This is a genomic window from Streptomyces sp. SID8374, from assembly GCF_009865135.1.
Taxonomy (GTDB): Bacteria; Actinomycetota; Actinomycetes; order Streptomycetales; family Streptomycetaceae; genus Streptomyces.
This window is the reverse complement of sequence record NZ_WWGH01000001.1, coordinates 873,009-899,042: the sequence shown is the minus strand read 5'-3', so window position 1 is coordinate 899,042 and position 26,034 is coordinate 873,009. Positions and strand designations below refer to the sequence as shown.

The following is a 26,034-nucleotide window of genomic DNA, read 5'->3' as shown; positions in this document are numbered from 1 at the left end:
TGCAGTAATTCAGCGTCTTTCACCGAGTGAGGTCCCGTGTCCACGCTTCCCAGCACCCCGCAGTCCGCCGAGTCCCCCGCCACCGGCACCGCCCGCGTCAAGCGCGGCATGGCCGAGCAGCTCAAGGGCGGCGTGATCATGGATGTCGTCGACGCCGAGCAGGCGAAGATCGCCGAGGACGCGGGCGCCGTGGCCGTCATGGCCCTGGAGCGGGTCCCGGCCGACATCCGCAAGGACGGCGGCGTGGCCCGGATGTCCGACCCCAACATGATCGAGGAGATCATCGGGGCCGTCTCCATCCCCGTCATGGCCAAGTCCCGCATCGGCCACTTCGTCGAGGCCCAGGTCCTCCAGTCCCTCGGTGTCGACTACATCGACGAGTCCGAGGTCCTCACCCCGGCCGACGAGGTCAACCACAGCGACAAGTTCGCCTTCACCACCCCCTTCGTCTGTGGCGCCACCAACCTGGGCGAGGCCCTGCGCCGTATCGCCGAGGGCGCGGCCATGATCCGCTCGAAGGGCGAGGCCGGTACCGGCAACGTCGTCGAGGCCGTCCGCCACCTGCGCCAGATCAAGAACGAGATCGCCCGCCTGCGCGGCTTCGACAACAACGAGCTGTACGCCGCCGCCAAGGACCTGCGCGCCCCCTACGAGCTGGTCAAGGAGGTCGCCGAGCTCGGCAAGCTGCCGGTCGTGCTCTTCTCCGCAGGTGGTGTCGCCACCCCGGCCGACGCCGCGCTGATGCGCCAGCTCGGCGCCGAGGGCGTCTTCGTCGGCTCCGGCATCTTCAAGTCGGGCGACCCGGCCAAGCGTGCCGCCGCCATCGTCAAGGCCACCACCTTCTACGACGACCCGAAGGTCATCGCGGACGCCTCCCGCAACCTGGGCGAGGCCATGGTCGGCATCAACTGCGACACCCTGCCCGAGTCCGAGCGCTACGCCAACCGCGGCTGGTAACCACTGATGAGCGACACCCCTGTGATCGGCGTCCTGGCTCTCCAGGGCGACGTACGGGAACACCTGATCGCCCTGGCCTCGGCTGACGCCCAGGCCAGGCCGGTCCGGCGCCCCGAGGAACTCGCCGAGGTCGACGGCCTTGTCATCCCCGGCGGCGAGTCCACCACCATGTCCAAGCTGGCGGTCCTCTTCGGCATGATGGAGCCGCTGCGCGAGCGGGTCCGGGCCGGGATGCCGGTCTACGGCACCTGCGCCGGGATGATCCTGCTGGCCGAGAAGATCCTCGACCCTTCCCCAAGCTCTCAGCTCCGTTCGAGCAGGGGATACCCCATTTCGGGCCAGGAGACCGTCGGCGGCATCGACATGATCGTGCGCCGCAACGCCTTCGGCCGGCAGAACGAGTCCTTCGAGGCCGCGGTCGAGGTCGACGGCATCGACGGCGGCCCGGTGGAGGGCGTCTTCATCCGCGCCCCCTGGGTGGAGTCCGTCGGGGCCGGGGCCGAGGTGATCGCCGAGCACGGCGGCCACATCGTGGCCGTACGGCAGCGAAATGTCCTCGCCACGTCGTTCCATCCCGAACTGACCGGCGACCATCGCGTGCACGCCCTGTTCGTGGACATGGTGCGCGCGGTGAAGTGAGCGGACCCCGGTAGGATCTCTCGGGTTCGACTCGATTTTGGTGACGCGAAGGAGAAGGCAGATGTCCGGCCACTCTAAATGGGCTACGACGAAGCACAAGAAGGCCGTGATTGACGCCAAGCGCGGCAAGCTCTTCGCGAAGCTGATCAAGAACATCGAGGTCGCGGCGCGCTCCGGCGGCGTGGACCCCGATGGCAACCCCACCCTCGTCGACGCCATCCAGAAGGCGAAGAAGAGTTCCGTCCCGAACAAGAACATCGACTCCGCGGTCAAGCGCGGCGGCGGTCTCGAAGCGGGCGGCGCCGACTACGAGACGATCATGTACGAGGGTTACGGCCCCAACGGTGTCGCGGTGCTCATCGAGTGCCTCACCGACAACCGCAACCGTGCCGCGTCCGACGTACGTGTCGCGATGACCCGGAACGGCGGCTCCATGGCCGACCCGGGCTCCGTCTCGTACCTCTTCAACCGCAAGGGCGTCGTGATTGTCCCCAAGGGCGAGCTGGGCGAGGACGACGTCCTCGGCGCGGTCCTCGACGCCGGTGCCGAGGAGGTCAACGACCTCGGTGAGACCTTCGAGGTGGTCAGCGAGGCCACCGACATGGTCGCGGTGCGCACCGCGCTCCAGGAGGCGGGCATCGACTACGACTCCGCCGAGGCCAACTTCCTGCCGACCATGCAGGTGGAGCTGGACGAAGAGGGCGCACGCAAGATCTTCAAGCTCATCGACGCGCTGGAGGACAGCGACGACGTGCAGAACGTCTTCGCCAACTTCGACGTGTCCGACGAGGTCATGGAGAAGGTCGACGCCTGAGGCGCGATCCGCACAGCTCGGTGCCACGTGACGACGGGCCGACGGGGACACCCCGTCGGCCCGTCGTCCTGTCGGATGCGACGGATTGTCAGCGCGAGCCGATAGCCTGCGGGAACAGATGAACGAGTGGGCAGGGCGAGCAGCGAGGACAGGGGGCCCCATGCGGGTTCTGGGCGTTGACCCGGGGCTGACCCGGTGCGGTGTCGGCGTGGTCGAAGGGGTCGCGGGCCGCCCGCTGACCATGCTCGGCGTCGGCGTCGTGCGCACCCCCTCCGACGCGGAGCTCGGCGACCGGCTCGTCGCCATCGAGCGCGGCATGGAGCAGTGGCTGGACGAGCACTCCCCGGGTTACGTGGCCGTGGAGCGGGTCTTCGCCCAGCACAACGTGCGTACGGTGATGGGCACCGCCCAGGCCAGCGCGGTGGCCATGCTCTGCGCCGCCCGCCGCGGCATCCCCGTCGCCCTGCACACCCCCAGCGAGGTCAAGGCCGCCGTCACCGGATCGGGCCGCGCCGAGAAGGCGCAGGTCGGAGCCATGGTGACCCGGCTGCTGCGGCTGGACGCACCGCCCAGGCCGGCCGACGCCGCCGACGCCCTCGCCCTCGCGATCTGCCACATCTGGCGGGCGCCCGCGCAGAACCGGCTCCAGCAGGCCGTCGCCGCCCACCGCACCCCGGGCGCCTCCCGTACGCAGGGCACGCCGGGCATCTCCCGTACGCCCGGCGCATCGCGCACCCCCCGCACACCTCGCACGCTGAAAGGCCCCACCGCATGATCGCCTTCGTCTCCGGCCCGGTGGCCGCCCTCGCCCCGACCACGGCCGTCATCGAGGTCGGCGGCATCGGCATGGCCCTCCAGTGCACCCCGCAGACCCTGGCCGGCCTGCGCGTCGGCCAGGAGGCCAGGCTCGCCACCTCCCTCGTCGTCCGCGAGGACTCCCTCACCCTGTACGGCTTCGCCGACGACGACGAGCGCCAGGTCTTCGAGCTGCTCCAGACCGCCAGCGGTGTCGGCCCCCGCCTCGCCCAGGCCATGCTCGCCACCCACAGCCCGGACGCGCTGCGCCTGGCCGTCTCCACCGGCGACGAGAAGGCCCTCACGGCCGTCTCCGGCATCGGGAAGAAGGGCGCCCAGAAGCTGCTGCTGGAGCTGAAGGACCGGCTCGGCGAACCGGTCGGTGCGCACATCGGCCACCAGGGCATCGGCACCCCCGTCACCTCCGGCTGGCGCGACCAGCTCCAGGCCGCGCTCATCGGCCTCGGCTACGCGACCCGCGAGGCCGACGAGGCCGTCAGCGCCGTGGCCCCACAGGCCGAGGCAGCCGTCGCCGAAGGCGTGGCACCCCCCGTGCCGCAGCTGCTGCGGGCCGCCCTACAGACTCTCAACCGCGCACGCTGACCGGCACCGAACCACCGAAGAGGCCCTTGATGAACTGGGACGAGACCGGACCCGAGACCGACGAGCCCACCGGGCCCGTCTTCGACGACCGGCTGGTCGACGCGGACGCGGACGGTGAGGACACGGCGGTCGAGGCGGCCCTGCGCCCCAAGGACCTGGACGAGTTCGTCGGCCAGGAGAAGGTCCGCGAACAACTCGACCTGGTCCTCAAGGCGGCCCGCGCGCGCGGCGCCACCGCCGACCACGTGCTGCTCTCCGGCGCCCCCGGCCTCGGCAAGACCACCCTCTCGATGATCATCGCGGCGGAGATGAACGCCCCGATCCGGATCACCTCGGGCCCCGCCATCCAGCACGCCGGCGACCTCGCGGCGATCCTCTCCTCCCTCCAGGAGGGCGAGGTCCTCTTCCTCGACGAGATCCACCGCATGTCCCGGCCCGCCGAGGAGATGCTCTACATGGCGATGGAGGACTTCCGCGTCGACGTCATCGTCGGCAAGGGCCCCGGCGCCACCGCGATCCCCCTCGAACTGCCCCCGTTCACCCTGGTCGGCGCCACCACCCGGGCCGGACTCCTGCCGCCCCCGCTGCGCGACCGCTTCGGCTTCACGGGGCACATGGAGTTCTACGCCCCCACCGAGCTGGAGCGCGTCATCCACCGCTCCGCCCGCCTCCTCGACGTCGGCATCGACGTGGAGGGCGCCGCCGAGATCGCCGGACGCTCCCGTGGCACCCCCCGTATCGCCAACCGCCTGCTCCGCCGGGTCCGGGACTACGCCCAGGTCAAGGCAGAGGGCACGATCGACCGGGAGATCGCGGCGGCGGCCCTGAAGGTGTACGAGGTTGACGCCCGGGGACTCGATCGGCTGGACCGTGCGGTGCTCGGCGCGCTGCTCAAGCTCTTCGGCGGCGGGCCCGTCGGCCTGTCGACTCTCGCGGTCGCGGTGGGGGAGGAGCGGGAGACCGTCGAGGAGGTCGCCGAACCCTTCCTCGTACGGGAAGGACTGCTGGCCAGGACCCCGCGCGGGCGGGTCGCCACCCCCGCGGCCTGGGCACATCTGGGCCTGGTCCCGCCGCAGCACGGAGCAAAGGGACAACAGGGCCTGTTCGGGGCGTGATGCGTCACAGGTTCGCGTATACAGGAACCTGGGTGCCATGCTGGGCGTTGTTCCAACGATGCGGACTCGCTTAGACTCCGCCGATGCCGCCCTTAAAGGTCGGTGTACCCACCCCCGTATATACAGGCCGCATTCCAGCGCGGTCGTGCGAAGGAATTCCCGTCCCGTGGATATCTTGACTCTCCTCCCCTTCATCGTGCTCATCGGGGCCATGTTCCTGATGACCCGCTCCGCCAAGAAGAAGCAGGCGGCGGCCGCGCAGATGCGCAACGACATGCAGCCCGGCACCGGCGTCCGGACGATCGGGGGCATGTACGCGACCGTCAAGGAAGTCCACGACGACACCGTGCTCCTCGAGGTCGCCCCCGGCGTGCACGCCATCTACGCGAAGAACGCGATCGGTGCCGTCCTGGACGACGCGGAGTACAACCGCATCGTGCACGGCGACGACGAGGAGCTGGACGCGGACGGCACGGTCGTCCCCGACGACGCCTCCTCGCTGACCGGTGAGCCCGACGCGGAGAAGGCGGACATCGCCAAGATCGACCTGGGCAAGGACGAGACGGCCGACGACGCCGAGCCCGAGGACGCCGCGGCCAAGGACGGCAAGGACGCCAGGAGCGAGGGCAAGACCGACGGCGAGTCCGGCACCAAGTAGTTCTCACGATCCCGGGGACGTCGCGCGCCCACCGGCGCGCGGCGTCCCCGGGACCGTGCAGGTCGTCTGCGGGGGCGGGTCCCCACAACACTTCGTGGCCGCTCGGGCGCGTACCCGGCGCGGGGCGGTTGGACAGGGAGAAACAAGAAGGTGGCAGCACCCAAGAAGGGCCGAGGGCCGTCCGGCGGTCAGGGGAGGCCGGGGCGTTCCCTGGTCATGATCCTCATCGCCATGGTCGCGCTCACCGGCGGGATGTTCCTGTCCGGGCACACCACGCCGCGGCTGGGTATCGACCTGGCCGGCGGGACGTCGATCACGCTGGAGGCGCAGAACCAGCCCGGCAAGCCCAACGCGATCAACCCGACCAACATGGACACCGCGGTCGGGATCATCGAACGGCGTGTCAACGGACTGGGCGTCTCCGAGGCCGAGGTCCAGACCCAGGGCGATCGCAACATCATCGTCAACATCCCCAAGGGGACGGACTCCAAGCAGGCCCAGGCGCAGGTCGGTACGACCGCCCAGCTCTACTTCCGGCCCGTTCTGACGGTGGCGGCGAGCGGCCCCGAGCAGCCCGCGCCCTCCGGCACCCCGACCCCCTCGGGCAGCGCCACCCCGAGCGGCGGGGCGACCCCGAAGGCCGACGACAAGGGCGAGGAGGCCACCGATTCGGAGGCCACCCCCTCCCCGAGCGCCACCAGCCAGGGCCGCGCGGTCACCGAGGGCCTGAAGAAGGCCCCCACCCCGACCCCCACGGACTCCGGTGAGCCCAAGCCGTCCGACACCCCCGAGGCATCGCCCTCGGCGGACCCGGCGACGGCGAAGCTCCAGGAGGAGTTCGCCAAACTCGACTGCACCGACCCCGAGCAGCGTGCGGCGGCGGGCAAGAACGCGCTGCCCACCGACTCCATCGTCGCCTGCGGCTCGAACGTCCCCGGCAGCTACGAGAAGTACGTGCTCGGCCCCGCCGAGGTCTCCGGCAGTGACGTCGACGACGCCAAGGGCGCCATCGACCAGCAGACCGGCGAGTGGATCGTGTCGATGGAGTTCACCTCCGGCGGCGCCAAGAAGTTCCAGACGATCACCAGCCGGCTCTCGCAGCAGCAGCCGCCGATGAACCAGTTCGCGATCGTCCTGGACGGCGAGGTCGTCTCCGCGCCCTCGGTGCGCACGGCGCTCAGCAAGAACGCCCAGATCTCCGGCAGCTTCAACCAGCAGTCCGCCGAGGACCTCGGCAACATCCTCTCCTACGGTGCGCTCCCGCTGACCTTCGAGGAGGTCAGCGTCACCACCGTGACCGCCGCCCTCGGCAGCGAGCAGCTCAAGGGCGGCCTGATCGCCGGTGGCATCGGGCTCGCGCTCGTCGTGATCTACCTGGTCGCCTACTACCGGGGCCTGGCGTTCATCGCCCTGCTCAGCCTTCTGGTCTCCGGCGTCCTGACGTACACGATCATGTCCCTGCTGGGCCCGGCCATCGGCTTCGCGCTGAACCTCCCGGCGGTCTGCGGCGCCATCGTCGCGATCGGCATCACAGCGGACTCGTTCATCGTGTACTTCGAACGCGTGAGAGACGAGATCCGCGAGGGCCGCACGCTCCGCCCGGCCATCGAACGCGCCTGGCCCCGCGCCCGGCGCACCATCCTGGTCTCCGACTTCGTGTCGTTCCTGGCGGCCGCGGTGCTCTTCCTCGTCACCGTCGGCAAGGTCCAGGGCTTCGCGTTCACGCTCGGCCTGACCACGCTGCTGGACGTCGTCGTGGTGTTCCTCTTCACCAAGCCCCTGATGACGCTGATGGGCCGGACCAAGTTCTTCTCCAAGGGCGGTCCCTGGTCCGGTCTGGACCCGAAGCGGCTCGGCGCCCAGCCGCCGCTCCGCCGCTCGCGCCGTGTCAGCGCTTCCACCGAACCGAAGGAGGCGTGAGATGTCGCGACTCGGCAATCTCGGCGCCCGGCTCTACCGAGGCGAGGTCGGTTACGACTTCATCCGCAACCGGAAGATCTGGTACGGCGTCTCGATACTGATCACCATTACGGCCATCATCGGCGTGGCGGTCGGCGGCCTGAACATGGGCATCGAGTTCAAGGGCGGCGCGGTCTTCACGACCGACACCAAGGCCAAGATCTCCACCGCCCAGGCCACCGAGGTGGCGACCGACGCCTCCGGCCACCTGGCCATCGTCCAGGAGCTCGGCAACGGCGGCCTGCGCATCCAGATCACCGAGGTCGACACGGCGAAGGCCAACGAGATCAAGGAGACCCTCTCCGACGAGCTCGGCATCCCCGCCAACGACATCAACGCGGACCTGGTCGGCCCCAGCTGGGGCGAGCAGATCGCCAACAAGGCATGGACCGGTCTCGGGGTCTTCATGATCCTGGTGGTGGTCTATCTGGCCATCGCCTTCGAGTGGCGGATGGCCGTCGCCGCCCTCATCGCCCTGATCCACGACATCACCATCACGGTCGGTGTCTACGCACTGGTCGGCTTCGAGGTCACCCCGGGCACGGTGATCGGTCTGCTGACCATCCTCGGTTACTCCCTGTACGACACGGTGGTGGTCTTCGACAGCCTCAAGGAGGGCCAGAAGGACATCACCAAGCAGACCCGCTACACGTACAGCGAGATCGCCAACCGGTCGATCAACAGCACGCTGGTCCGCTCCATCAACACCACCGTGGTGGCGCTGCTGCCGGTGGCCGGCCTGCTCTTCATCGGTGGCGGTGTCCTCGGCGCCGGCATGCTGAACGACATCTCGCTGTCGCTGTTCGTCGGTCTCGCCGCCGGTGCGTACTCCTCGATCTTCATCGCCACGCCGCTCGTCGCCGACCTCAAGGAACGCGACCCGCAGATGAAGGCCCTGAAGAAGCGGGTCCTCGCCAAGCGCGCGGCCGCCGCCGCGCGGGGCGAGTCCCCCGAGGACGACGGCCCCGCGTTCCGCCAGGACGACGAGGGCGCCGAGACCGCGGGCGCCGTCGTGGGCCAGCGTCAGCAGCCCCGCGGCCACGGCCGCACCCCGGGGAAGCGCTGATGACCAGCACCACCGAATCCGTCAGGGAGCTGCTGCTCAGCCGGATCCGCGATGTCGCGGACTATCCGAAGCCGGGCGTGGTGTTCAAGGACATCACCCCGCTGCTGGCGGACCCGGTGGCCTTCACGGCGCTCACCGACGCCCTCGCGGAGCTGTGCGTACGGCACGGCGCCACGAAGATCGTCGGCCTGGAGGCGCGCGGCTTCATCCTGGCCGCGCCGGTCGCGATCCGGGCGGGCATCGGCTTCGTCCCGGTCCGCAAGGCCGGGAAGCTCCCCGGAGCCACGCTCGCCCAGTCCTACGAGCTGGAGTACGGCAGCGCGGAGATCGAGATCCACGCCGAGGACCTCGCCGCCGAGGACCGGATCATGGTCATCGACGACGTCCTGGCCACCGGCGGCACCGCCGAGGCCTCGCTGGAGCTCATCCGGCGGGCCGGTGCCCAGGTCGCGGGCGTCTCGGTCCTCATGGAGCTCGGCTTCCTGTCGGGCCGGGCCCGGCTGGAGCCCGGCCTGCGGGGCGCCCCGCTGGAAGCGCTGATCACGGTCTGAGCACCCCCGTACAGGAAGGGCGGGCACCCGGGAACATCCGGGTGCCCGCCCTTCGTTCTCCAAGCTCTCACCGTCCCCGGGCGAGGACCTGCCGGGGGATCGTTACCATGGGCTCTCCGGGTACCCCGGATCCGCACGAGGAGCGCTCTTGCCAGACGAGGCCCAGTCAGCCGCCGCCCCGCAGCCCGACAAGCCCGTGGCGGCCCCCGCCACGACCGGGAAGGCCGCGCCCTCGAACGCGCCGAAGCCCGCGCCCCCGGAGCCCGAGGCGGCTCCCGCGCGCCCCCAGGCCCCCGCGAAGCCCGCCGGAGAGACGAAACCGGCCACGCCCGCGAGCCCGCCGCCGAAGGCCCAGCCCGCCGAGCCGGCCGCCGCACCGCAGCCGAAGCCCCCGGCCCCCACGCCCCCGGCGCCCGTGAAGCCCGCCGCCCCCGCCGGGTCCGCGCCCCGCTCCGGCGGCTCCTCCAACCGCGTGCGGGCCCGCCTCGCCCGGTTGGGCGTACAGCGCTCCAGCCCGTACAACCCGGTCCTGGAACCCCTTCTGCGTACGGTCCGGGGCAACGACCCCAAGATCGAGACGGCCACCCTCCGCCAGATCGAACGCGCCTACCAGGTGGCCGAGCGGTGGCACCGGGGCCAGAAGCGCAAGAGCGGCGACCCGTACATCACGCACCCCCTCGCCGTCACCACGATCCTCGCCGAGCTGGGTATGGATCCGGCCACCCTGATGGCCGGGCTGCTGCACGACACCGTCGAGGACACCGAGTACGGCCTGGACACCCTCAAGCGCGAGTTCGGCGACCAGGTCGCCCTCCTCGTCGACGGCGTCACCAAGCTGGACAAGGTCAAGTTCGGCGAGGCCGCGCAGGCCGAGACCGTACGCAAGATGGTCGTCGCCATGGCCAAGGACCCCCGGGTCCTGGTCATCAAGCTCGCCGACCGGCTGCACAACATGCGCACCATGCGCTACCTGAAGCGGGAGAAGCAGGAGAAGAAGGCCCGCGAGACGCTGGAGATCTACGCCCCGCTGGCGCACCGGCTGGGCATGAACACCATCAAGTGGGAGCTGGAGGACCTCGCCTTCGCGATCCTCTACCCCAAGATGTACGACGAGATCGTCCGCCTCGTCGCCGAGCGGGCCCCCAAGCGCGACGAATACCTCGCCATAGTGACCGACGAGGTCCAGTCCGACCTGCGCGCCGCCCGCATCAAGGCCACCGTCACCGGCCGCCCCAAGCACTACTACAGCGTCTACCAGAAGATGATCGTGCGAGGCCGCGACTTCGCCGAGATCTACGACCTGGTGGGCATCAGGGTCCTCGTCGACACCGTCCGCGACTGCTACGCGGCGCTCGGCACCGTCCACGCCCGGTGGAACCCGGTGCCCGGGCGGTTCAAGGACTACATCGCGATGCCCAAGTTCAACATGTACCAGTCGCTGCACACCACGGTGATCGGCCCCAGCGGCAAGCCCGTCGAGCTCCAGATCCGTACGTTCGACATGCACCGCCGCGCCGAGTACGGCATCGCCGCCCACTGGAAGTACAAGCAGGAGGCCGTGGCGGGCGCCTCCAAGGTGCGCACCGACGTCCCCAAGAACACCGGCCGCGGCCAGGACACCGTCAACGACATGGCGTGGCTGCGCCAGCTCCTGGACTGGCAGAAGGAGACCGAGGACCCCAGCGAGTTCCTGGAGTCCCTGCGCTTCGACCTCTCGCGCAACGAGGTCTTCGTCTTCACGCCGAAGGGCGACGTGATAGCGCTGCCCGCCGGCGCGACCCCCGTCGACTTCGCATACGCCGTCCACACCGAGGTCGGCCACCGGACCATAGGAGCACGCGTCAACGGGCGGCTCGTCCCGCTCGAGTCGACCCTCGACAACGGCGACTTGGTGGAGGTCTTCACCTCCAAGGCGGCCGGCGCCGGGCCCTCCCGGGACTGGCTCGGCTTCGTCAAGTCGCCGCGCGCCCGCAACAAGATCCGCGCCTGGTTCTCCAAGGAGCGCCGCGACGAGGCCATCGAACAGGGCAAGGACGCCATCGCGCGGGCCATGCGCAAGCAGAACCTGCCGATCCAGCGCATCCTGACCGGCGACTCCCTGGTCACCCTCGCCCACGAGATGCGCTACCCCGACATCTCCTCGCTGTACGCGGCGATCGGCGAGGGCCATGTCGCGGCGGCCGGTGTCGTACAGAAGCTGGTGCAGGCGCTCGGCGGCCACGACGAGGCCAACGAGGACCTGGCCGAATCCACCCCGCCCTCGCACGGCGGCCGCAGCAAGCGCCGCGCCAACGCCGACCCCGGTGTCGTGGTCAAGGGCGTCGAGGACGTCTGGGTCAAGCTCGCCCGCTGCTGTACGCCGGTGCCGGGCGACCCGATCATCGGCTTCGTCACCCGGGGCAGCGGCGTCTCCGTGCACCGCGCCGACTGCGTCAACGTGGAGTCGCTCTCACAGCAGCCCGAGCGCATCCTCGATGTGGAGTGGGCGCCCACCCAGTCCTCGGTCTTCCTGGTCGCCATCCAGGTCGAGGCGCTGGACCGCTCCCGGCTGCTCTCCGACGTCACCCGGATCCTCTCGGACCAGCACGTCAACATCCTCTCGGCGGCCGTCCAGACCTCCCGCGACCGGGTGGCCACCTCACGCTTCACCTTCGAGATGGGCGACCCCAAGCACCTGGGCCACGTCCTGAAGGCCGTACGCGGCGTGGAGGGCGTCTACGACGTCTACCGGGTCACCTCGGCCCGCAGGCCGTAACAGCGGACACGAGGAGGGCCCCGGTACGCATCGCGTACCGGGGCCCTCCTCGTGTCAGGCTTCTCAGCCGCCGAACTCCTCCAGGCCCTTCAGCGCCTGGTCCAGCAGCGCCTGCCGGCCCTCCAGCTCCTTGGCCAGCTTGTCCGCCCGGGCGTTGTTGCCCGAGGCGCGCGCGGTGTCGATCTGGCCGCGCAGCTTGTCCACGGCCGCCTGGAGCTGACCGGTCAGACCCTCGGCGCGGGCCCGCGCCTCCGGGTTCGTCCGGCGCCACTCGGACTCCTCGGCCTCCTGGAGCGCCCGCTCCACCGCCTGCATCCGGCCCTCGACCTTGGGCCGTGCGTCACGCGGTACGTGGCCGATGGCCTCCCAGCGCTCGTTGATGCCCCGGAAAGCGGCGCGGGCCGCCTTCAGGTCCTTCACCGGCACCAGCTTCTCGGCCTCGGCGGCGAGCTCCTCCTTGAGCTTGAGGTTCTCGCCCTGCTCGGCGTCGCGCTCCGCGAAGACCTCGCTGCGGGCGGCGAAGAAGACGTCCTGGGCACCGCGGAAACGGTTCCACAGGTCGTCCTCGGCCTCGCGCTGGGCGCGGCCCGCCGCCTTCCACTCGGTCATCAGGTCGCGGTAGCGCGCGGCCGTGGCCACCCAGTCCGTGGAGCCGGACAGCGCCTCGGCCTCGGTGACCAGCTTCTCCTTGGCCTTGCGGGCGTCCTCGCGCTGGGCGTCCAGCGCGGCGAAGTGGGCCTTGCGCCGCTTGGAGAACGCCGAGCGGGCGTGCGAGAAGCGGTGCCACAGCTCGTCGTCGGACTTGCGGTCCAGGCGGGGGAGACCCTTCCAGGTGTCCACCAGCGCACGCAGCCGCTCACCGGCCGACCGCCACTGCTCGCTCTGCGCCAGCTCCTCCGCCTCGGCGACCAGCGCCTCCTTGGCGTGCTTCGCCTCGTCGGTCTGCTTGGCCTTGAGGATCTTGCGCTCCTCGCGCCGCGCCTCGACCGTCGCCACGAGCGCGTCCAGGCGCTTGCGGAGTGCGTCCAGGTCGCCCACCGCGTGGTGCTCGTCCACCTGCTGGCGCAGATGCCCGATCGCGGTCGTCGCGTCCTTCGCCGACAGGTCGGTGGTCTTCACCCGCCGTTCGAGGAGGCCGATCTCGACCACAATGCCGTCGTACTTGCGCTCGAAATAGGCCAGAGCCTCCTCGGGGGAACCGGCCTGCCACGATCCGACGACCTGCTCGCCGTCGGCTGTACGCACGTACACGGTGCCCGTCTCGTCGACGCGGCCCCACGGGTCGCTGCTCACAGCGCCTCCTCCACCTGATGCCTGCGAGGGGGTTCGCCCCCCGGGCATCGTCCACAGTTTCCTCGGGCGGGCCTCGCCCGCCCTGCACAACGCCAATCTAGGCGACCGGCCGCCCGGCTGTCCGCACTCCGCGCGGCCGAAATTATCCGCTCCCGCCCGGCGGCCCGGGGTGTGCGGGTGTCTTGTCGACCAGGCCGGGCTCGCGGGGCCCGATCGACAAGACACCCCCTGGAGCCGCCCCGGGGGCCGTGCGGCCGGATCAGTCCTTCTTCACGGTCGCCTTCTCGATCTCCACGGCCTTCTTCGGCGCACCGTCGCCCGCTCCGCCCTCGACACCCGCGGCGCCGACCTTCTCGACGGCCTTGAGCGAGGCCTTGTCCAGCTTGCCGAACGGGGTGTACGTGGGCGGCAGCTTCGTGTCCTTGTAGACCAGGAAGAACTGGCTGCCGCCGGTGCCCGGCTGGCCGGTGTTGGCCATCGCCACCGTGCCCGCGGGGAACGTCACCGTGCCGTCGTCGCCCGCCTCGCCGAGCGCCTTGAGGTTCTCGTCGGGGATGTTGTAGCCGGGGCCGCCGGTGCCGTCGCCCTTGGGGTCGCCGCACTGGAGGACGAAGATGCCCTGCGTGGTGAGGCGGTGGCACTTCGTCCCGTCGAAGTAGCCCTTGTCGGCGAGCGCCTTGAAGGAGTTCACCGTGTGCGGGGTCTTCGCCGCGTCCATGGCGAACGCTATGTCGCCCCGGCTCGTCCCCAGCGACATCGTGTACGTCGCCTTCTTGTCGATCTCCATCGGCGGCGCGGGAGCCTTGCTCTCGGTCTCCGAAGGCGTCGGCTCCGGGCTCTGACTCGCGGCCGCCTCGGTCTTCTTGTCGTCCTTGCCGTCGTCCTTGCCCGCCACGACGAACGCGCTCACACCCGCGACGGCGACCACGGCCACCGACGCCGCGACGATCGCGGTGATGCGCCTCGTCCGGCGACGGGCTTCCTCCCGGCGCTTCTGCTGGCGCTCGAACTTCTCCCGGGCGAGCTGCCGCCGCCGCTGTTCGCTGCTGGACACCGGTTGGGCTCCTTGTACGTCGTGAGATCGGGGCTGGGCTGCCCGTACCGTATATGGGTTACCTGTGTCATGAGGAGCGCCGGTAGGCTCTGATCTGCTGCATCCGCCGCTGCGGCCGCATCCTCCGGACGAACATTAAGGACGATCGTGCTCATTGCCGGGTTCCCCGCCGGGGCCTGGGGGACCAATTGCTACCTGGTCGCCCCCGCCGCCGGTGAGGAGTGCGTGATCATCGACCCGGGCCACCAGGCCGCCCAGGGCGTCGAGGAAGCGCTGAAGAAGCATCGGCTCAAGCCCGTCGCCGTCGTGCTCACCCACGGCCACATCGACCATGTCGCCTCGGTCGTCCCCGTCTGCGGCGCCCATGACGTCCCCGCCTGGATCCACCCCGAGGACCGCTACATGATGAGCGACCCGGAGAAGGCGCTCGGCCGCTCCATCGGGATGCCGCTCATGGGCGAGCTGACCGTGGGGGAGCCGGACGACGTCAAGGAGCTGACCGACGGGTCGAAGCTGACCCTGGCCGGGCTGGAGTTCGGCGTCTCGCACGCGCCCGGCCATACCAAGGGGTCGGTGACGTTCAAGATGCCCGAGGCCGCGGACATCCCGCCGGTCCTCTTCTCGGGCGACCTGCTCTTCGCCGGCTCCGTCGGACGTACCGACCTCCCCGGCGGCGACCACGCCGAGCTCCTCGAATCGCTGGCCCGTGTGTGCCTGCCCCTCGACGACTCGACCGTGGTGCTGTCCGGCCACGGCCCCCAGACGACCATCGGCCGCGAGCGCGCCTCCAACCCGTTCCTGAACGGTCTGGACGCGGCGCCGCGCCGAGGAATGTAGACGAGAGACGTAAACGTGAGCACCTTCCAGGCCCCCAAGGGCACGTACGACCTGACCCCGCCGGACTCCGCCAAGTACCTGGCGGTGCGCGAGGCCATCGCCGCGCCCCTGCGCGACTCCGGCTACGGCTACATCGAGACACCCGGCTTCGAGGACGTCGAACTCTTCGCGCGCGGCGTCGGTGAGTCCACCGACATCGTCACCAAGGAGATGTACACCCTCACCACCAAGGGCGGCGCCGAGCTGGCGCTGCGCCCCGAGGGCACCGCGTCCGTCCTGCGCGCCGCCCTGGAGGCCAACCTCCACAAGGCCGGCAACCTCCCGGTCAAGCTCTGGTACTCCGGCTCGTACTACCGCTACGAGCGCCCGCAGAAGGGCCGCTACCGCCACTTCTCGCAGGTCGGCGCCGAGGCCATCGGCACCGAGGACCCGGTCCTGGACGCCGAGCTGATCATCCTCGCCGACCAGGCGTACCGCTCGCTGGGCCTGCGCCAGTTCCGCATCCTGCTGAACTCGCTCGGCGACAAGGAGTGCCGCCCCGTCTACCGCGAGGCGCTCCAGACCTTCCTGCGCGACCTCGACCTCGACGACGAGACCCGCCGCCGCATCGAGATCAACCCGCTGCGCGTCCTGGACGACAAGCGGGCCGACGTACAGAAGCAGCTCACCGACGCCCCCAAGCTCCGCGACTACCTCTGCGACGCCTGCCAGGCGTACCACGAGGAGGTCCGCGCACTGCTGACGGCGGCCGGAGTCGTGTACGAGGACGACGAGAAGCTCGTGCGCGGCCTCGACTACTACACCCGCACCACCTTCGAGTTCGTCCACGACGGCCTGGGCTCCCAGTCCGCGGTGGGCGGCGGCGGGCGCTACGACGGCCTCTCCGAGATGATCGGCGGCCCCGCGCTGCCCTCGGTCGGCTGGGCCCTCGGCGTGGACCGCACGGTCCTCGCCCTGGAGGCGGAGGGCGTCGAACTGGACCTGCCCGTCACCACCAGCGTCTACGCCGTCCCGCTCGGCGAGGAGGCCCGGCGGGCCCTGTTCGCCGTCGTGACCGAGCTGCGCCGCGCGGGCATCGCCGCCGACTTCGCCTTCGGCGGCCGCGGCCTCAAGGGCGCGATGAAGAGCGCCAACCGCTCGGGCGCGCGCTACACCCTGGTGGCGGGCGAGCGTGATCTCGCCGAGGGCGTCGTCCAGCTCAAGGACATGGAGTCCGGCGAGCAGAACGCGGTGCCGCTGGCCGAGGCCGTCGCGGAGCTGACGAAGCGCCTCGGCTGACCGAGCTGCGAGCGGGGCGCGGGCGGCAGGACCTGAGGTCCTGCCGCCCGCGCCTCTCGCGTTCACAGCAGCCCGTGGCGCATCGCCCCTGTCACCGCTGCGGTCCGGTCGCTGACGCCCAGCTTGCCGAAGACCCGCAGCAGATGGGTCTTCACCGTCGACTCGCCGATGAACAGCCGCCGCCCGATCTCCGCGTTGGTGCACCCCTCCGCCACCAGCCGCAGCACCTGCGTCTCGCGCTCCGAGAGCCGGGGCAGCTCCGGCGCTTCGCGCAGCTGGTCCACCAGCCGGGTCGCCACCGTCGGTGCGAGCACGGTCTCGCCCCGGGCCGCGGCCCGGATCGCGTCCGCCAGCTCCGCCCGGCCCAGGTCCTTGAGCAGATAGCCGGAGGCCCCCGCCTCCACCGCGCGCAGGATGTCGCTGTCGCTCTCGTACGTGGTCAGCACGACGACCCGGCACGGCAGCCCGGCCGCACGGATCCGGCGGATCGACTCGACGCCCCCGCCGCCCGGCATCCGCAGGTCCATCAGCACGATGTCCGGCAGCAGTTCGGCGCAGAGCGCCTCCGCGCGCGGACCGCTGGACGCCTCGGCCACCACGTCGAGGTCCGGCTCGGCGTCCAGCATCCCGCGCAGCCCCTCCCGCACGACGGGGTGGTCGTCGGCCAGCAGGACTCGGATCATCGGGAACTCCTTCTAGGGGGCGTCCGCGGACGGGACGGTCGGGGGCAGCGGCAGGGTCACGGTGACCGAGGTCCCGGCGCCCGGCGCGCTGCGGACCACCGCGCCGCCGCCCGCCTCCTCGGCCCTGGCCCGTACGCCGTCGAGACCGTAGCCCTCGCGCGGCGCCCGGGGGTCGAAGCCGCACCCCTCGTCCCGTACGGACAGGGTCAGGGCGTCGGAGGCGTACGTCAGCACGACGGTCACCGGTACGGACGGGCCCGCGTGTTTACGGGTGTTGGCGAGGGCCTCCTGGCAGGCGCGCAGGGCGACGACCTCGTACGCGGTCGGCAGCGGCCGGACGTCGCCGGTCACCGTCAGCAGCGCCGGGGCGCCGGTCTGCGCGGCGTGCCGGTCGGCGAGCCGGCGCAGGGCGTCCGCCAGCGAGTTGCCGGCCAGATCGGCCGGTGAACCGCCGGCCACCAGCGCCCGGGCCTCGGCGAGGTTCTCCCGCGCGGTCCGGGTCATCAGCGCCACATGGCGCCGGGCCTGCGGCAGATCGTGGTCCAGCTCGGACTCGACGGCCTGGGAGAGCATCAGCAGGCTGGTGAAGCCCTGGGCCAGGGTGTCGTGGATCTCCCGCGACATCCGTTCCCGCTCCGCCAGCGCCCCGTGGGCCGTCGACAGCCGGGCGATCTCCTCGCGGCCCGCCTCCAGCTCGGCGATCAGCGCGGCCCTCTCGCGGCTCTGGACGATGATCCGCGTCATGGACCGGCCCAGGAAGGCGCTGAACGCGAAGGTCGCCACCGCCAGCAGGAACCGGAACCCGGCCTCGCCGGCCGTCGGATGCCACAGCAGCGTCCAGCCGGCGAGCGGCACCGCGCCCATCCCGGCCAGCACCCACAGCGCGTCCCGCAGCCGCAGCAGCATGAAGCACTGCGGGGCCAGCGCGAACGTGACCAGCTGCGTCTCGCCGACCAGCATCGCCGTGGGCAGGAAGAGCAGCAGCGCTCCCACCACATAGCGGCGGGCCGGCCCCTCGGACCCGGTGTCGTCCAGCATGGCCCGTCGGCCGGCCAGGACGTACCACGGCAGGTTCAGCGCCACGATCGCGGCCGCTGTCACGCGGACCGGCCACGATGGTTCGGCGGCCCCCAGCACCACGGCGAGGGTGACGATCCAGACGACGGCGAAATACCCGTCCCAGGGGCGCACCGACCGGACCCGGACGTCGGAGTCCCGGGCTTCGGCGGCCCTGGTCAGCCGTCGCGCCGGTTCTTCCAGCGAAAGGTCAGCAGACACAGCAGCAATCCTCCGATGCACCACGCGCCCAGCACGAGGGCGACCCGTCCGAACTCCCAGCCGCCCGCCTGCTCCAGCACGGCGGCGGACTCCGGCAGGAAGACTCCGCGAAAGCCCTGGCACATCCACTTCAGCGGGAACAGGGCGCCGATGTTCAGCATCCACTCCGGGAGTTCGCTCGCCGGGATGTAGACGCCGGAGATGAACTGGAGCACCAGGAACGGCAGGATGATCACCGAACCCGCGCTCCGGCCCGACCCGGGCAGGCTGCTGATCGCGATGCCGAGCAGTGTGCAGGCCGCCGTCCCGAGCAGGAAGATCCAGCCGAACGTCAGCCAGCGGGCCGCGTCCCCGGGCAGCTCGAGATCGTACAGTCCCACTCCGACGGCCAGCAGGACGGCCGCCTCCAGGGCGCCGGTGACCAGGACCAGCCACACCTTTCCCAGGAAGTAGGCGGCGGGCGGCATCGGTGTGGAGATGAGCCGGCGCAGCAGCAGTTCGTCGCGCTCGATCGCGATGGAGATACCGAGCGACTGGAAGCTGGTCGCCATGATGCCCGCCCCGAGCATCGCGGCCACGTAGAGCTGCGAGACGGGGACGCCGGTGGCCGCCTCGTTCCCGCCGAAGATCGAGGCGAGCAGCACCAGGAGGACGACGGGGAAGGCGAGGGAGAAGACGACCTGGTCGCGGCGGCGGAAGAACTGCTTCAGCTCCAGGCCGCCGCGCAGCAGGCCCAGGCGCCATGCGCCGGGCAGGTGGGAGGTGTCCGGCGCGGTCATCGGGCCACCTCCGACTGCCCGGTGAGCCGCAGATAGACGTCTTCGAGCGTGGGCCGGGTGACCAACAGCCCCGGGACCTCCCCGCCGAAGCGGTCGGCGAGCGCGGCGACCGTACGGGTCGGCGTCCCGGTCTCCTCCGCACGCGGCGATCCGTCGGGTTCCGTCCACCGGACCGTCGCCCGCCCGCCGTACCGGGCCCGCAGCTCCTCGGGACTTCCCTCGGCGACCGCGCTGCCCGCCGCGACGACGACGAGCCGGTCGGCGAGCGCCTCGGCCTCCTCCAGGTAGTGCGTGGTCAGGAGAATGGTGGTGCCGCCGTCCGCGAGCAGCCGGATCAGCTCCCAGAACTGCCGCCGGGCGGCCGGATCGAAACCGGTGGTCGGCTCGTCGAGGAGGAGGAGTTCGGGGGAGCCGATCACTCCGAGCGCCACATCGAGGCGGCGCCGCTGACCGCCCGAGAGGGCCTTGGTGCGGGCTCCCGCCTTCGCCTCCAGTCCGACCAGGGCGATGGTCTCGTCGGGGTCGCGCGGGTGCGGGTAGTAGCGGGCGAAGTGCCGGACCGTCTCCCGTACCGTCAACTCGGCGGGCGCGGATTCATCCTGCCAGACGATCCCGACCCGGGACCGTTGACGGCGGCCGGCCGTCGCGGGGTCGGCTCCGAGGACCTCCACGCTGCCCGCGTCCCGGTCCCGCTGTCCCTGGAGCACGCCCACGCAGGTGCTCTTCCCCGCACCGTTCGGGCCGAGCAGTCCGCACACCTCACCGCGGTGGATGTCCAGGTCCAGGCCGTCCAGAGCGCTCACACCGCCGTATCGCTTGCGCAGTCCGCGCACGTTCACCACGAGTTCCGTCATGGCCCCGAGCATTCCGCGCCGCCGCCGGTTCCCTGCCCACCGGACGTACACCTTTATGTCCATCGAACGGTTGACCAGTACGGGGGTGCGGCACAATGACCTTGCCCGGCTGACCACTCGGTGACGGAACGGCGATATGACGACTGCTGCGGTAGACCACGACCTCTCCTCCGACCAGGGCGAGGGCGGCGGCAAGCGCGCCTTCGGGGCCGGACGGGGTCTCGCCCTGCTCCTGGTGATCACCGGCGCGGCCGGTCTGCTGGCCTCCTGGGTCATCACCATCGACAAGTTCAAGCTGCTGGAGGACCCCTCCTTCACGCCCGGTTGCAGCCTCAACCCGGTCGTCGCGTGCGGCAACATCATGAAGAGCGAGCAGGCCTCCGCGTTCGGGTTCCCCAACCCGATGCTCGGCCTGGTCACGTACGGCATGGTCATCGCGATCGGGGTGGGCCTGCTCGCCGGCGCCCGCTACCGCAGCTGGTTCTGGCTCGGCCTCAACGCGGGCACCCTCTTCGGGGTCGGCTTCTGCACCTGGCTCCAGTACCAGTCGCTCTACAACATCAACTCGCTCTGCCTGTGGTGCTGCCTGGCCTGGGTCGCGACGATCATCATGTTCTGCTACGTGACCACGCACAACATCAAGCACCGCATCCTCCCCGCGCCCGCGTGGCTGCGGAACGGACTGACCGAGTTCCACTGGGTGCCGCCGGTGCTGTGGATCGGGATCATCGGGATGCTGATCCTGACGCGCTGGTGGGACTTCTGGACCAGCTGACCGGCACCTACCACTCTCGTAGGTGCTTCTGGACCAGCTGACGGGCGCCCGCCGGCCAGGGCGTTGTCAGTGGGGTCGCATAGGCTTCATGACGTGGAGCCCGACCTCTTTACCGCAGCCGCCGAAGACCGCCAGGAGAAGGACCCGTCCAGCAGCCCCCTCGCTGTCCGGATGCGTCCCCGTGTCCTTGATGAGGTCGTCGGCCAGCAGCATCTGCTGAAGCCGGGCTCGCCGCTGCGCCGGCTCGTCGAGGGGAGCGGCGGTCCGGCCGGTGCCTCGTCGGTGATCCTGTGGGGCCCGCCCGGCACCGGGAAGACGACCCTGGCGTACGTGGTCAGCAAGGCCACCAACAAGCGCTTCGTGGAGCTCTCCGCGATCACCGCGGGCGTCAAGGAGGTCCGGGCCGTCATCGAGAGCGCGCGCCGCGCCACCGGTGGCTTCGGCAAGGAGACCGTCCTCTTCCTGGACGAGATCCACCGCTTCTCCAAGGCCCAGCAGGACTCCCTGCTCCCCGCCGTGGAGAACCGCTGGGTGACGCTGATCGCCGCGACCACGGAGAATCCGTACTTCTCGATCATCTCCCCGCTGCTCTCGCGCTCGCTGCTCCTCACCCTGGAGCCGCTGACCGACGACGACCTGCGCGATCTGCTGCGCCGGGCGCTGACCGACGAGCGCGGGCTCGGCGGAGCCGTCACCCTGCCCGAGGACGCGGAGGCGCATCTCCTGCGTATCGCGGGCGGCGACGCGCGCCGGGCGCTCACCGCCCTGGAGGCGGCGGCCGGTGCGGCGCTCGCCACGCACGAGGCGGAGATCACGCTGGAGACGGTCGAGGCGACCGTCGACCGGGCCGCCGTGAAGTACGACCGCGACGGCGACCAGCACTACGACGTCGCCAGCGCGCTCATCAAGTCGATCCGCGGCTCCGACGTGGACGCCGCCCTGCACTATCTGGCCCGGATGATCGAGGCGGGGGAGGACCCCCGGTTCATCGCCCGGCGGCTGATGATCTCCGCCAGCGAGGACATCGGCCTCGCCGACCCCACCGCGCTGCCGACGGCGGTGGCGGCCGCCCAGGCCGTCGCCATGATCGGCTTCCCGGAGGCGGCGCTCACCCTCAGCCACGCCACGATCGCCCTCGCGCTCGCTCCCAAGTCCAACGCGGCGACGCTCGCCATCTTCGCCGCGCAGGAGGATGTCCGAAAAGGGCTCGCGGGCCCCGTCCCGGCCCATCTGCGCGACGGCCATTACAAGGGTGCGGCCAAGCTCGGCCACGCCCAGGGCTATGTCTATCCGCACGACGTGCAGGGCGGTATCGCCGCCCAGCAGTACGCCCCGGACGCGGTCCGCGACCGGCTCTACTACACCCCCACCCGGCACGGCGCCGAGGCGCGGTACGCGGATGTGGTGGAGCGGGTCCGTGAGCGCCTGGGCCGTGGTGGCGGCGGCACGGACCCGTCCTGACGTACGGGCGGCGGCTCCGGGATCAGGACGCGGCCGCCTCGAAGAGGGTGTGCATCGCCCGTCGCAGCTCGGTGACGTCCCGTACCGGCTCCGGGAACTCGAAGCGGGCGTCGAAGCACGACCCCTTGTCCTCCACGAAGCGCACCCGCAGCCCGAAGCGGTCCAGCGCCACCGGCACGGCCGTGGGCTGGTGGGAGGAGCAGGCCCGCGCCGTGCGCTCGCCGAGCAGCCCGCACAGGGTGCGCATCTGGTCGTCGTGGGCGGAGTGCAGGTGCTGGAGCAGCTCCGCCTCGTGGCCGGCGAGCGGGTCGGGGGCGGCGTCGCGGAAGTCCTCCGCCTCGATGTCCTCGGCGCCCCAGAGGTCGTCCACGTACGCCTCACCGAATTCGAGGCGCAGCATCATGCGGCCCGGTTCCGCGATGCCGGGTACGGAGGTGAGCCAGCCGGAGACCCAGGCGCGGCCGCGGATGCGGTGCGGGACGGAGACCGGGGCGACGTCCGTGATCTCCAGCACGGCCGTCAGCTCGTCGCCCTGGGCGTGCGTCGCGGCCCGAACTGCCGGGGAATCCGCGGGGAATTCGAGGAACAGGTCGCCCTCGGGCCCTACGCTCCGGCTCTCCGGAACCAGGGGTTCGGCCCGGGCCAGATCCAGCCCCGGTACGACGAGCAGCGCGGAGCAGGTACTCTGTACGAGAGTTCGTGTGCGCTCGGCTGCTGACGGCATCCGAGTGTTTTCAAGCCCGCTGGGACGCGGCTGACCACGATCAGATCGGCCTTCCGTCGTAGCAGCACCTTCAGGTGTGCTGCCGCTGTCTGTGCTGTCCGTGACGTGAGTGGTGTTCCCAGGGCGAGACATGCGATCTCCTTGAGTAAGGTAAGCCTAACCTAACCTACAACGGAGGTCTGGAGAACGTGCCTAACCAGTCGCGTCCCAAGGTCAAGAAGTCGCGTGCCCTCGGCATCGCTCTGACGCCCAAGGCTGTCAAGTACTTCGAAGCTCGTCCGTACCCGCCGGGCGAGCACGGCCGTGGCCGCAAGCAGAACTCGGACTACAAGGTCCGTCTGCTGGAGAAGCAGCGCCTGCGTGCGCAGTACGACATCAGCGAGCGCCAGATGGCGCGCGCCTACGACCGTGCCAAGAAGGCCGAGGGCAAGACGGGCGAGGCGCTGGTCGTCGAGCTCGAGCGCCGTCTCGACGCCCTGGTCCTGCGTTCGGGCATCGCCCGCACCATCTACCAGGCCCGTCAGATGGTCGTCCACGGCCACATCGAGGTCAACGGTGGCAAGGTCGACAAGCCGTCCTTCCGCGTGCGCCCCGACGACGTCGTCCAGGTCCGCGAGCGCAGCCGCACCAAGGTCCCCTTCCAGGTGGCCCGCGAGGGTGGCTACGACACCGACGGTGAGACCCCGCGCTACCTCCAGGTGAACCTGAAGGCCCTGGCCTTCCGCCTGGACCGGGACCCGAACCGCAAGGAGATCCCGGTGATCTGCGACGAGCAGCTCGTCGTCGAGTACTACGCCCGCTGATCCAGGCGTAGCCGCTCTCACCAGCGCTCCGGCCCGCCCCTCCCTGTCATCCGGGAGGCGGCGGGCCTTCGCGTTCCCCTGGCGGCGGGACCACCCTCCGCCCCGGACGTGTCGCGGTGCCCCCGAGCCCCGCCACCACCGCCCCCGCCGAGCGCCCGCTCCACCACGGCGGCCCGGTCCAGCCGCCGCCCGACCCGCAGCCCCGCCTCGTACGCCGCGTCCCCCAGCTCCCGCCGCACCTGCTCCTCGCACTCCACCCGGGGCCGCCCGAAGTACACCGAGCCGAACAGCGGCGGCCCCACCGACGGCCAGATCCGCTCCGCCGCCCCCTGGAGCACCGCCGCCTCCCCGGCATCCCCCTCCACCGCCGTCACCAGCGCCAGCAGCTCCAGCGAGAGCGCCGTGGCCAGCAGGTCGTCGAAGGTCCGGCCGATCGACAGGCACTCCCCGAGCATCCGCCGCGCCCGCTCCGGCAGCCCCCGCCGCAGCGCCGCGTACGCCAGGACGTAGAGCGCGTACGCCTGCGCCCACCGCTCCCCGTGGTCCTCGCAGAGCTCCCGGACCTCCTCGCAGATGTCCGCCGCCGCGTCCAGATCGCCCTGGAACGCCACCGCCATGGCCAGCTCCACCTGCGCCATCACCACACTGCTGTTCAGCTCGCCGATCTCCCGGTAGCGGCCGAGCGCGTCACGCAGCAGCTCCTCGGCGCGCGCCGGGTCGTCCGTGACGATCGCCAGGCAGCCCGTGCGGTGCACCGCGTACGCCGTCGCCGTGGCGTCCCCGGACCGCTCGGCCTCCTCCCGGCACTCCTGGAGCGCCGAGATCGCCGCGACCGCGTCGCCCTGGAGCACCGCCACGTACCCCAGCACCCACAGCACCTTCAGCCGCGAGGCGTCGTACGGGGTCGGCTCCTCCAGTACGTGCTCCAGCCAGTACCGGCCCTCCGACAGCCGCCCGCACCCGACCCAGTAGAACCAGAGGGAACCCGCCAGATGGTGCGCCAGGTGCACCTCGTCGGGGCTCTCCATGGAGCACTCCATCGCCCGGCGGAGATTGGGCAGCTCACTGTCGATCCGCGCCGCCACCTCCGCCTGGCGCGGCGAGAACCAGTCCAGCTCGCACCAGGTCGCCAGGCCCAGGAACCAGTCCCGGTGGCGGCGCCGCATCCGCCGGGTGTCCCCGGCCGCCGCCAGCCACTCGGCGCCGTACTCGCGGACCGACTCCAGCAGCCGGTAGCGGGTGCCCACCACGCCGTCCTCGCGCTCCACCACGGACTGGGCCAGCAGCTCCTCCAGTACGTCGAGGACCGAGTCGGCCGGCAGACCGGCGCCGCCGCAGATGTACTCGGCGGCCTCCAGGTCGAACTGCCCGGCGAAGACCGAGAGCCGCGCCCACAGCAGCCGCTGCTCGGGCGTGCACAGCTCGTGGCTCCAGCCGATCGCCGTACGCAGCGCCCGGTGGCGGGGCGGGGCGCCGCGGCTGCCGCCCGTCAGCAGCCGGAACCGGTCGTCCAGGCGCAGCAGCACCTGGTCCACCGAGAGGGCGCGCAGCCGCCCGGCGGCCAGTTCGAGCGCCAGCGGGATCCCGTCGAGGCGGTGGCAGAGCTCCAGGGCGGCCGCCCGGTCCCCGGCCGTCGGCTCCCGGTCCGGCCGCACCGCGCGGGCCCGTCCCCAGAACAGCTCCACCGCGTCCTCGTCGCACATAGGGGCGAGGGTGAACGTCACTTCACCGTCCACCAGGAGCGGGCGGCGCCCGGCCGCGAGCACGCGGAGCCCCGGCGCCCGGCGCAGCAACTCCCGTACGAGATCGGCACAGCCGTCGACGAGGTGCTCGAACCCGTCCAGCACCAGCAGCGCCCGGCGCTCGCGGAGGTGCTCGACGAGGACGGCGCGCGGGGCCCTGCCGGTGTGGTCGGTCAGCCCCAGCGCCTCGACCACGGCGTGTTCCAGCAGGCCGGGATCGTGGACGGCGGACAGCTCGGCGAGCCAGACCCCGTCGCAGTACCGTTTCTCCAGCAGCGCGGCGACCCTGCTGACGCACCGGGTCTTGCCCACGCCCGCCACCCCGACGACGGTGACGAGCCGGGATTCCGCCAGCAGACCGCCCAGCGCGGCCAGTTCGTCCTCGCGGCCCACGAAACGGTTCAGCTCCGCCGGGACGTTGCCGGCCGGGACGTTGCGGGCCGGGGAGGCGGAACGGGAGTCCGGATCGTCCGGGTTCGTGGAAGGGTGCTGCAGGCGTCGCATGAAACACGCAGGGTACTGGCCTGGATGCTCTCCGTACAATCGCGTCGTCGAACTACG

24 protein-coding genes are annotated in these 26,034 nt (G+C 71.1%); 16 read left to right on the top strand and 8 right to left on the bottom strand.

Features of this window, described 5'->3' with window-relative positions; all coding sequences use genetic code 11:
• The first annotated feature begins 36 nt into the window (after positions 1 to 36).
• The 11 genes from pdxS (at position 37) to GTY67_RS03945 (ending at position 11,912) form a co-directional block, all read left to right on the top strand.
• Positions 37 to 957, top strand: a complete 921-nt coding sequence (pdxS, locus tag GTY67_RS03995) for a pyridoxal 5'-phosphate synthase lyase subunit PdxS (protein WP_003970325.1) — start codon at positions 37 to 39, stop codon at positions 955 to 957.
• 6 nt (positions 958 to 963) lie between these two features.
• Complete coding sequence (pdxT, locus tag GTY67_RS03990; RefSeq protein ID WP_093693462.1) at positions 964 to 1,596, top strand: pyridoxal 5'-phosphate synthase glutaminase subunit PdxT; 633 nt, start codon at positions 964 to 966, stop codon at positions 1,594 to 1,596.
• Between the two features lie 61 nt (positions 1,597 to 1,657).
• Entirely contained in the window at positions 1,658 to 2,410 is a 753-nt protein-coding gene (locus tag GTY67_RS03985) for a YebC/PmpR family DNA-binding transcriptional regulator (RefSeq protein ID WP_026242063.1), read from the top strand.
• 160 nt (positions 2,411 to 2,570) lie between these two features.
• Positions 2,571 to 3,185, top strand: coding sequence for a crossover junction endodeoxyribonuclease RuvC (gene ruvC, locus GTY67_RS03980; RefSeq protein ID WP_093693463.1), 615 nt, complete (start codon positions 2,571 to 2,573; stop codon positions 3,183 to 3,185).
• Positions 3,182 to 3,808: a Holliday junction branch migration protein RuvA gene (gene ruvA / locus GTY67_RS03975; protein ID WP_161277802.1), complete on the top strand. Its 627-nt coding sequence runs from the start codon at positions 3,182 to 3,184 to the stop codon at positions 3,806 to 3,808. The genes ruvC and ruvA overlap by 4 nt, the downstream gene beginning before the upstream one ends.
• A gap of 29 nt (positions 3,809 to 3,837) precedes the next feature.
• Positions 3,838 to 4,923, top strand: a complete 1,086-nt coding sequence (gene ruvB, locus GTY67_RS03970) for a Holliday junction branch migration DNA helicase RuvB (protein ID WP_161277801.1) — start codon at positions 3,838 to 3,840, stop codon at positions 4,921 to 4,923.
• 166 nt (positions 4,924 to 5,089) lie between these two features.
• Positions 5,090 to 5,581 carry a preprotein translocase subunit YajC gene (yajC, locus tag GTY67_RS03965; protein ID WP_161277800.1) on the top strand — a complete coding sequence of 164 codons (492 nt, stop codon included), beginning with the start codon at positions 5,090 to 5,092 and terminating at the stop codon, positions 5,579 to 5,581.
• Positions 5,582 to 5,731: 150 nt separating this feature from the next.
• Positions 5,732 to 7,501, top strand: a complete 1,770-nt coding sequence (secD, locus tag GTY67_RS03960; protein ID WP_161277799.1) for a protein translocase subunit SecD — start codon at positions 5,732 to 5,734, stop codon at positions 7,499 to 7,501.
• Between the two features lies 1 nt (position 7,502).
• Entirely contained in the window at positions 7,503 to 8,606 is a 1,104-nt protein-coding gene (gene secF, locus GTY67_RS03955) for a protein translocase subunit SecF (protein ID WP_093693468.1), read from the top strand.
• Positions 8,606 to 9,157 (top strand): adenine phosphoribosyltransferase, encoded by a 552-nt coding sequence (locus GTY67_RS03950; protein ID WP_161277798.1) that lies wholly within the window; start codon positions 8,606 to 8,608, stop codon positions 9,155 to 9,157. Before secF ends, GTY67_RS03950 begins: the two co-directional genes overlap by 1 nt.
• Positions 9,158 to 9,305: 148 nt before the next feature.
• Positions 9,306 to 11,912, top strand: a complete 2,607-nt coding sequence (locus tag GTY67_RS03945) for a bifunctional (p)ppGpp synthetase/guanosine-3',5'-bis(diphosphate) 3'-pyrophosphohydrolase (RefSeq protein ID WP_161277797.1) — start codon at positions 9,306 to 9,308, stop codon at positions 11,910 to 11,912.
• Between the two features lie 63 nt (positions 11,913 to 11,975).
• Here the strand turns inward: GTY67_RS03945 and GTY67_RS03940 are convergent, their stop codons facing one another.
• Positions 11,976 to 13,205, bottom strand: a complete 1,230-nt coding sequence (locus GTY67_RS03940; protein ID WP_161277796.1) for a DUF349 domain-containing protein — start codon at positions 13,203 to 13,205, stop codon at positions 11,976 to 11,978.
• A 259-nt stretch (positions 13,206 to 13,464) separates the two neighbouring features.
• Positions 13,465 to 14,259, bottom strand: coding sequence for a peptidylprolyl isomerase (locus GTY67_RS03935; RefSeq protein WP_161277795.1), 795 nt, complete (start codon positions 14,257 to 14,259; stop codon positions 13,465 to 13,467).
• A gap of 147 nt (positions 14,260 to 14,406) precedes the next feature.
• On the opposite strand from GTY67_RS03935, the gene GTY67_RS03930 reads away from it, so the two are divergent.
• Together GTY67_RS03930 and hisS are read left to right on the top strand one after the other, a co-directional pair.
• Positions 14,407 to 15,096 carry an MBL fold metallo-hydrolase gene (locus tag GTY67_RS03930; RefSeq protein ID WP_093692827.1) on the top strand — a complete coding sequence of 230 codons (690 nt, stop codon included), beginning with the start codon at positions 14,407 to 14,409 and terminating at the stop codon, positions 15,094 to 15,096.
• A 15-nt stretch (positions 15,097 to 15,111) separates the two neighbouring features.
• Positions 15,112 to 16,374, top strand: coding sequence for a histidine--tRNA ligase (gene hisS / locus GTY67_RS03925; protein WP_161277794.1), 1,263 nt, complete (start codon positions 15,112 to 15,114; stop codon positions 16,372 to 16,374).
• Positions 16,375 to 16,436: 62 nt separating this feature from the next.
• Here the strand turns inward: hisS and GTY67_RS03920 are convergent, their stop codons facing one another.
• The 4 genes from GTY67_RS03920 to GTY67_RS03905 are packed head-to-tail and all read right to left on the bottom strand — an operon-like array spanning position 16,437 to position 19,968.
• The gene (locus GTY67_RS03920) at positions 16,437 to 17,057 is read right to left on the bottom strand and encodes a response regulator transcription factor (RefSeq protein ID WP_161277793.1); all 621 of its coding nucleotides are present in this window, start codon (positions 17,055 to 17,057) and stop codon (positions 16,437 to 16,439) included.
• 12 nt (positions 17,058 to 17,069) lie between these two features.
• The gene (locus GTY67_RS03915; protein ID WP_161277792.1) at positions 17,070 to 18,335 is read right to left on the bottom strand and encodes a sensor histidine kinase; all 1,266 of its coding nucleotides are present in this window, start codon (positions 18,333 to 18,335) and stop codon (positions 17,070 to 17,072) included.
• Positions 18,293 to 19,114 (bottom strand): ABC transporter permease, encoded by an 822-nt coding sequence (locus tag GTY67_RS03910; RefSeq protein ID WP_161277791.1) that lies wholly within the window; start codon positions 19,112 to 19,114, stop codon positions 18,293 to 18,295. The genes GTY67_RS03915 and GTY67_RS03910 overlap by 43 nt, the downstream gene beginning before the upstream one ends.
• Positions 19,111 to 19,968: an ABC transporter ATP-binding protein gene (locus tag GTY67_RS03905; RefSeq protein ID WP_093692854.1), complete on the bottom strand. Its 858-nt coding sequence runs from the start codon at positions 19,966 to 19,968 to the stop codon at positions 19,111 to 19,113. Before GTY67_RS03905 ends, GTY67_RS03910 begins: the two co-directional genes overlap by 4 nt.
• A 136-nt stretch (positions 19,969 to 20,104) precedes the next feature.
• Between GTY67_RS03905 and GTY67_RS03900 the strand changes: the two genes are divergently transcribed.
• Together GTY67_RS03900 and GTY67_RS03895 are read left to right on the top strand one after the other, a co-directional pair.
• Complete coding sequence (locus GTY67_RS03900; RefSeq protein ID WP_161277790.1) at positions 20,105 to 20,743, top strand: vitamin K epoxide reductase family protein; 639 nt, start codon at positions 20,105 to 20,107, stop codon at positions 20,741 to 20,743.
• A 93-nt stretch (positions 20,744 to 20,836) separates the two neighbouring features.
• Positions 20,837 to 22,204, top strand: a complete 1,368-nt coding sequence (locus GTY67_RS03895; protein ID WP_161277789.1) for a replication-associated recombination protein A — start codon at positions 20,837 to 20,839, stop codon at positions 22,202 to 22,204.
• A 22-nt stretch (positions 22,205 to 22,226) separates the two neighbouring features.
• Here GTY67_RS03895 and GTY67_RS03890 read toward each other — a convergent pair whose 3' ends face one another.
• On the bottom strand, positions 22,227 to 22,928 hold the full coding sequence (locus GTY67_RS03890; protein ID WP_161277788.1) for a DUF2470 domain-containing protein: 702 nt from the start codon (positions 22,926 to 22,928) through the stop codon (positions 22,227 to 22,229).
• 188 nt (positions 22,929 to 23,116) lie between these two features.
• Between GTY67_RS03890 and rpsD the strand changes: the two genes are divergently transcribed.
• Complete coding sequence (gene rpsD / locus GTY67_RS03885) at positions 23,117 to 23,731, top strand: 30S ribosomal protein S4 (RefSeq protein ID WP_015607373.1); 615 nt, start codon at positions 23,117 to 23,119, stop codon at positions 23,729 to 23,731.
• 17 nt (positions 23,732 to 23,748) lie between these two features.
• Here rpsD and GTY67_RS03880 read toward each other — a convergent pair whose 3' ends face one another.
• Positions 23,749 to 25,977 (bottom strand): AAA family ATPase, encoded by a 2,229-nt coding sequence (locus tag GTY67_RS03880; RefSeq protein ID WP_161277787.1) that lies wholly within the window; start codon positions 25,975 to 25,977, stop codon positions 23,749 to 23,751.
• Between the last annotated feature and the right edge of the window lie 57 nt (positions 25,978 to 26,034).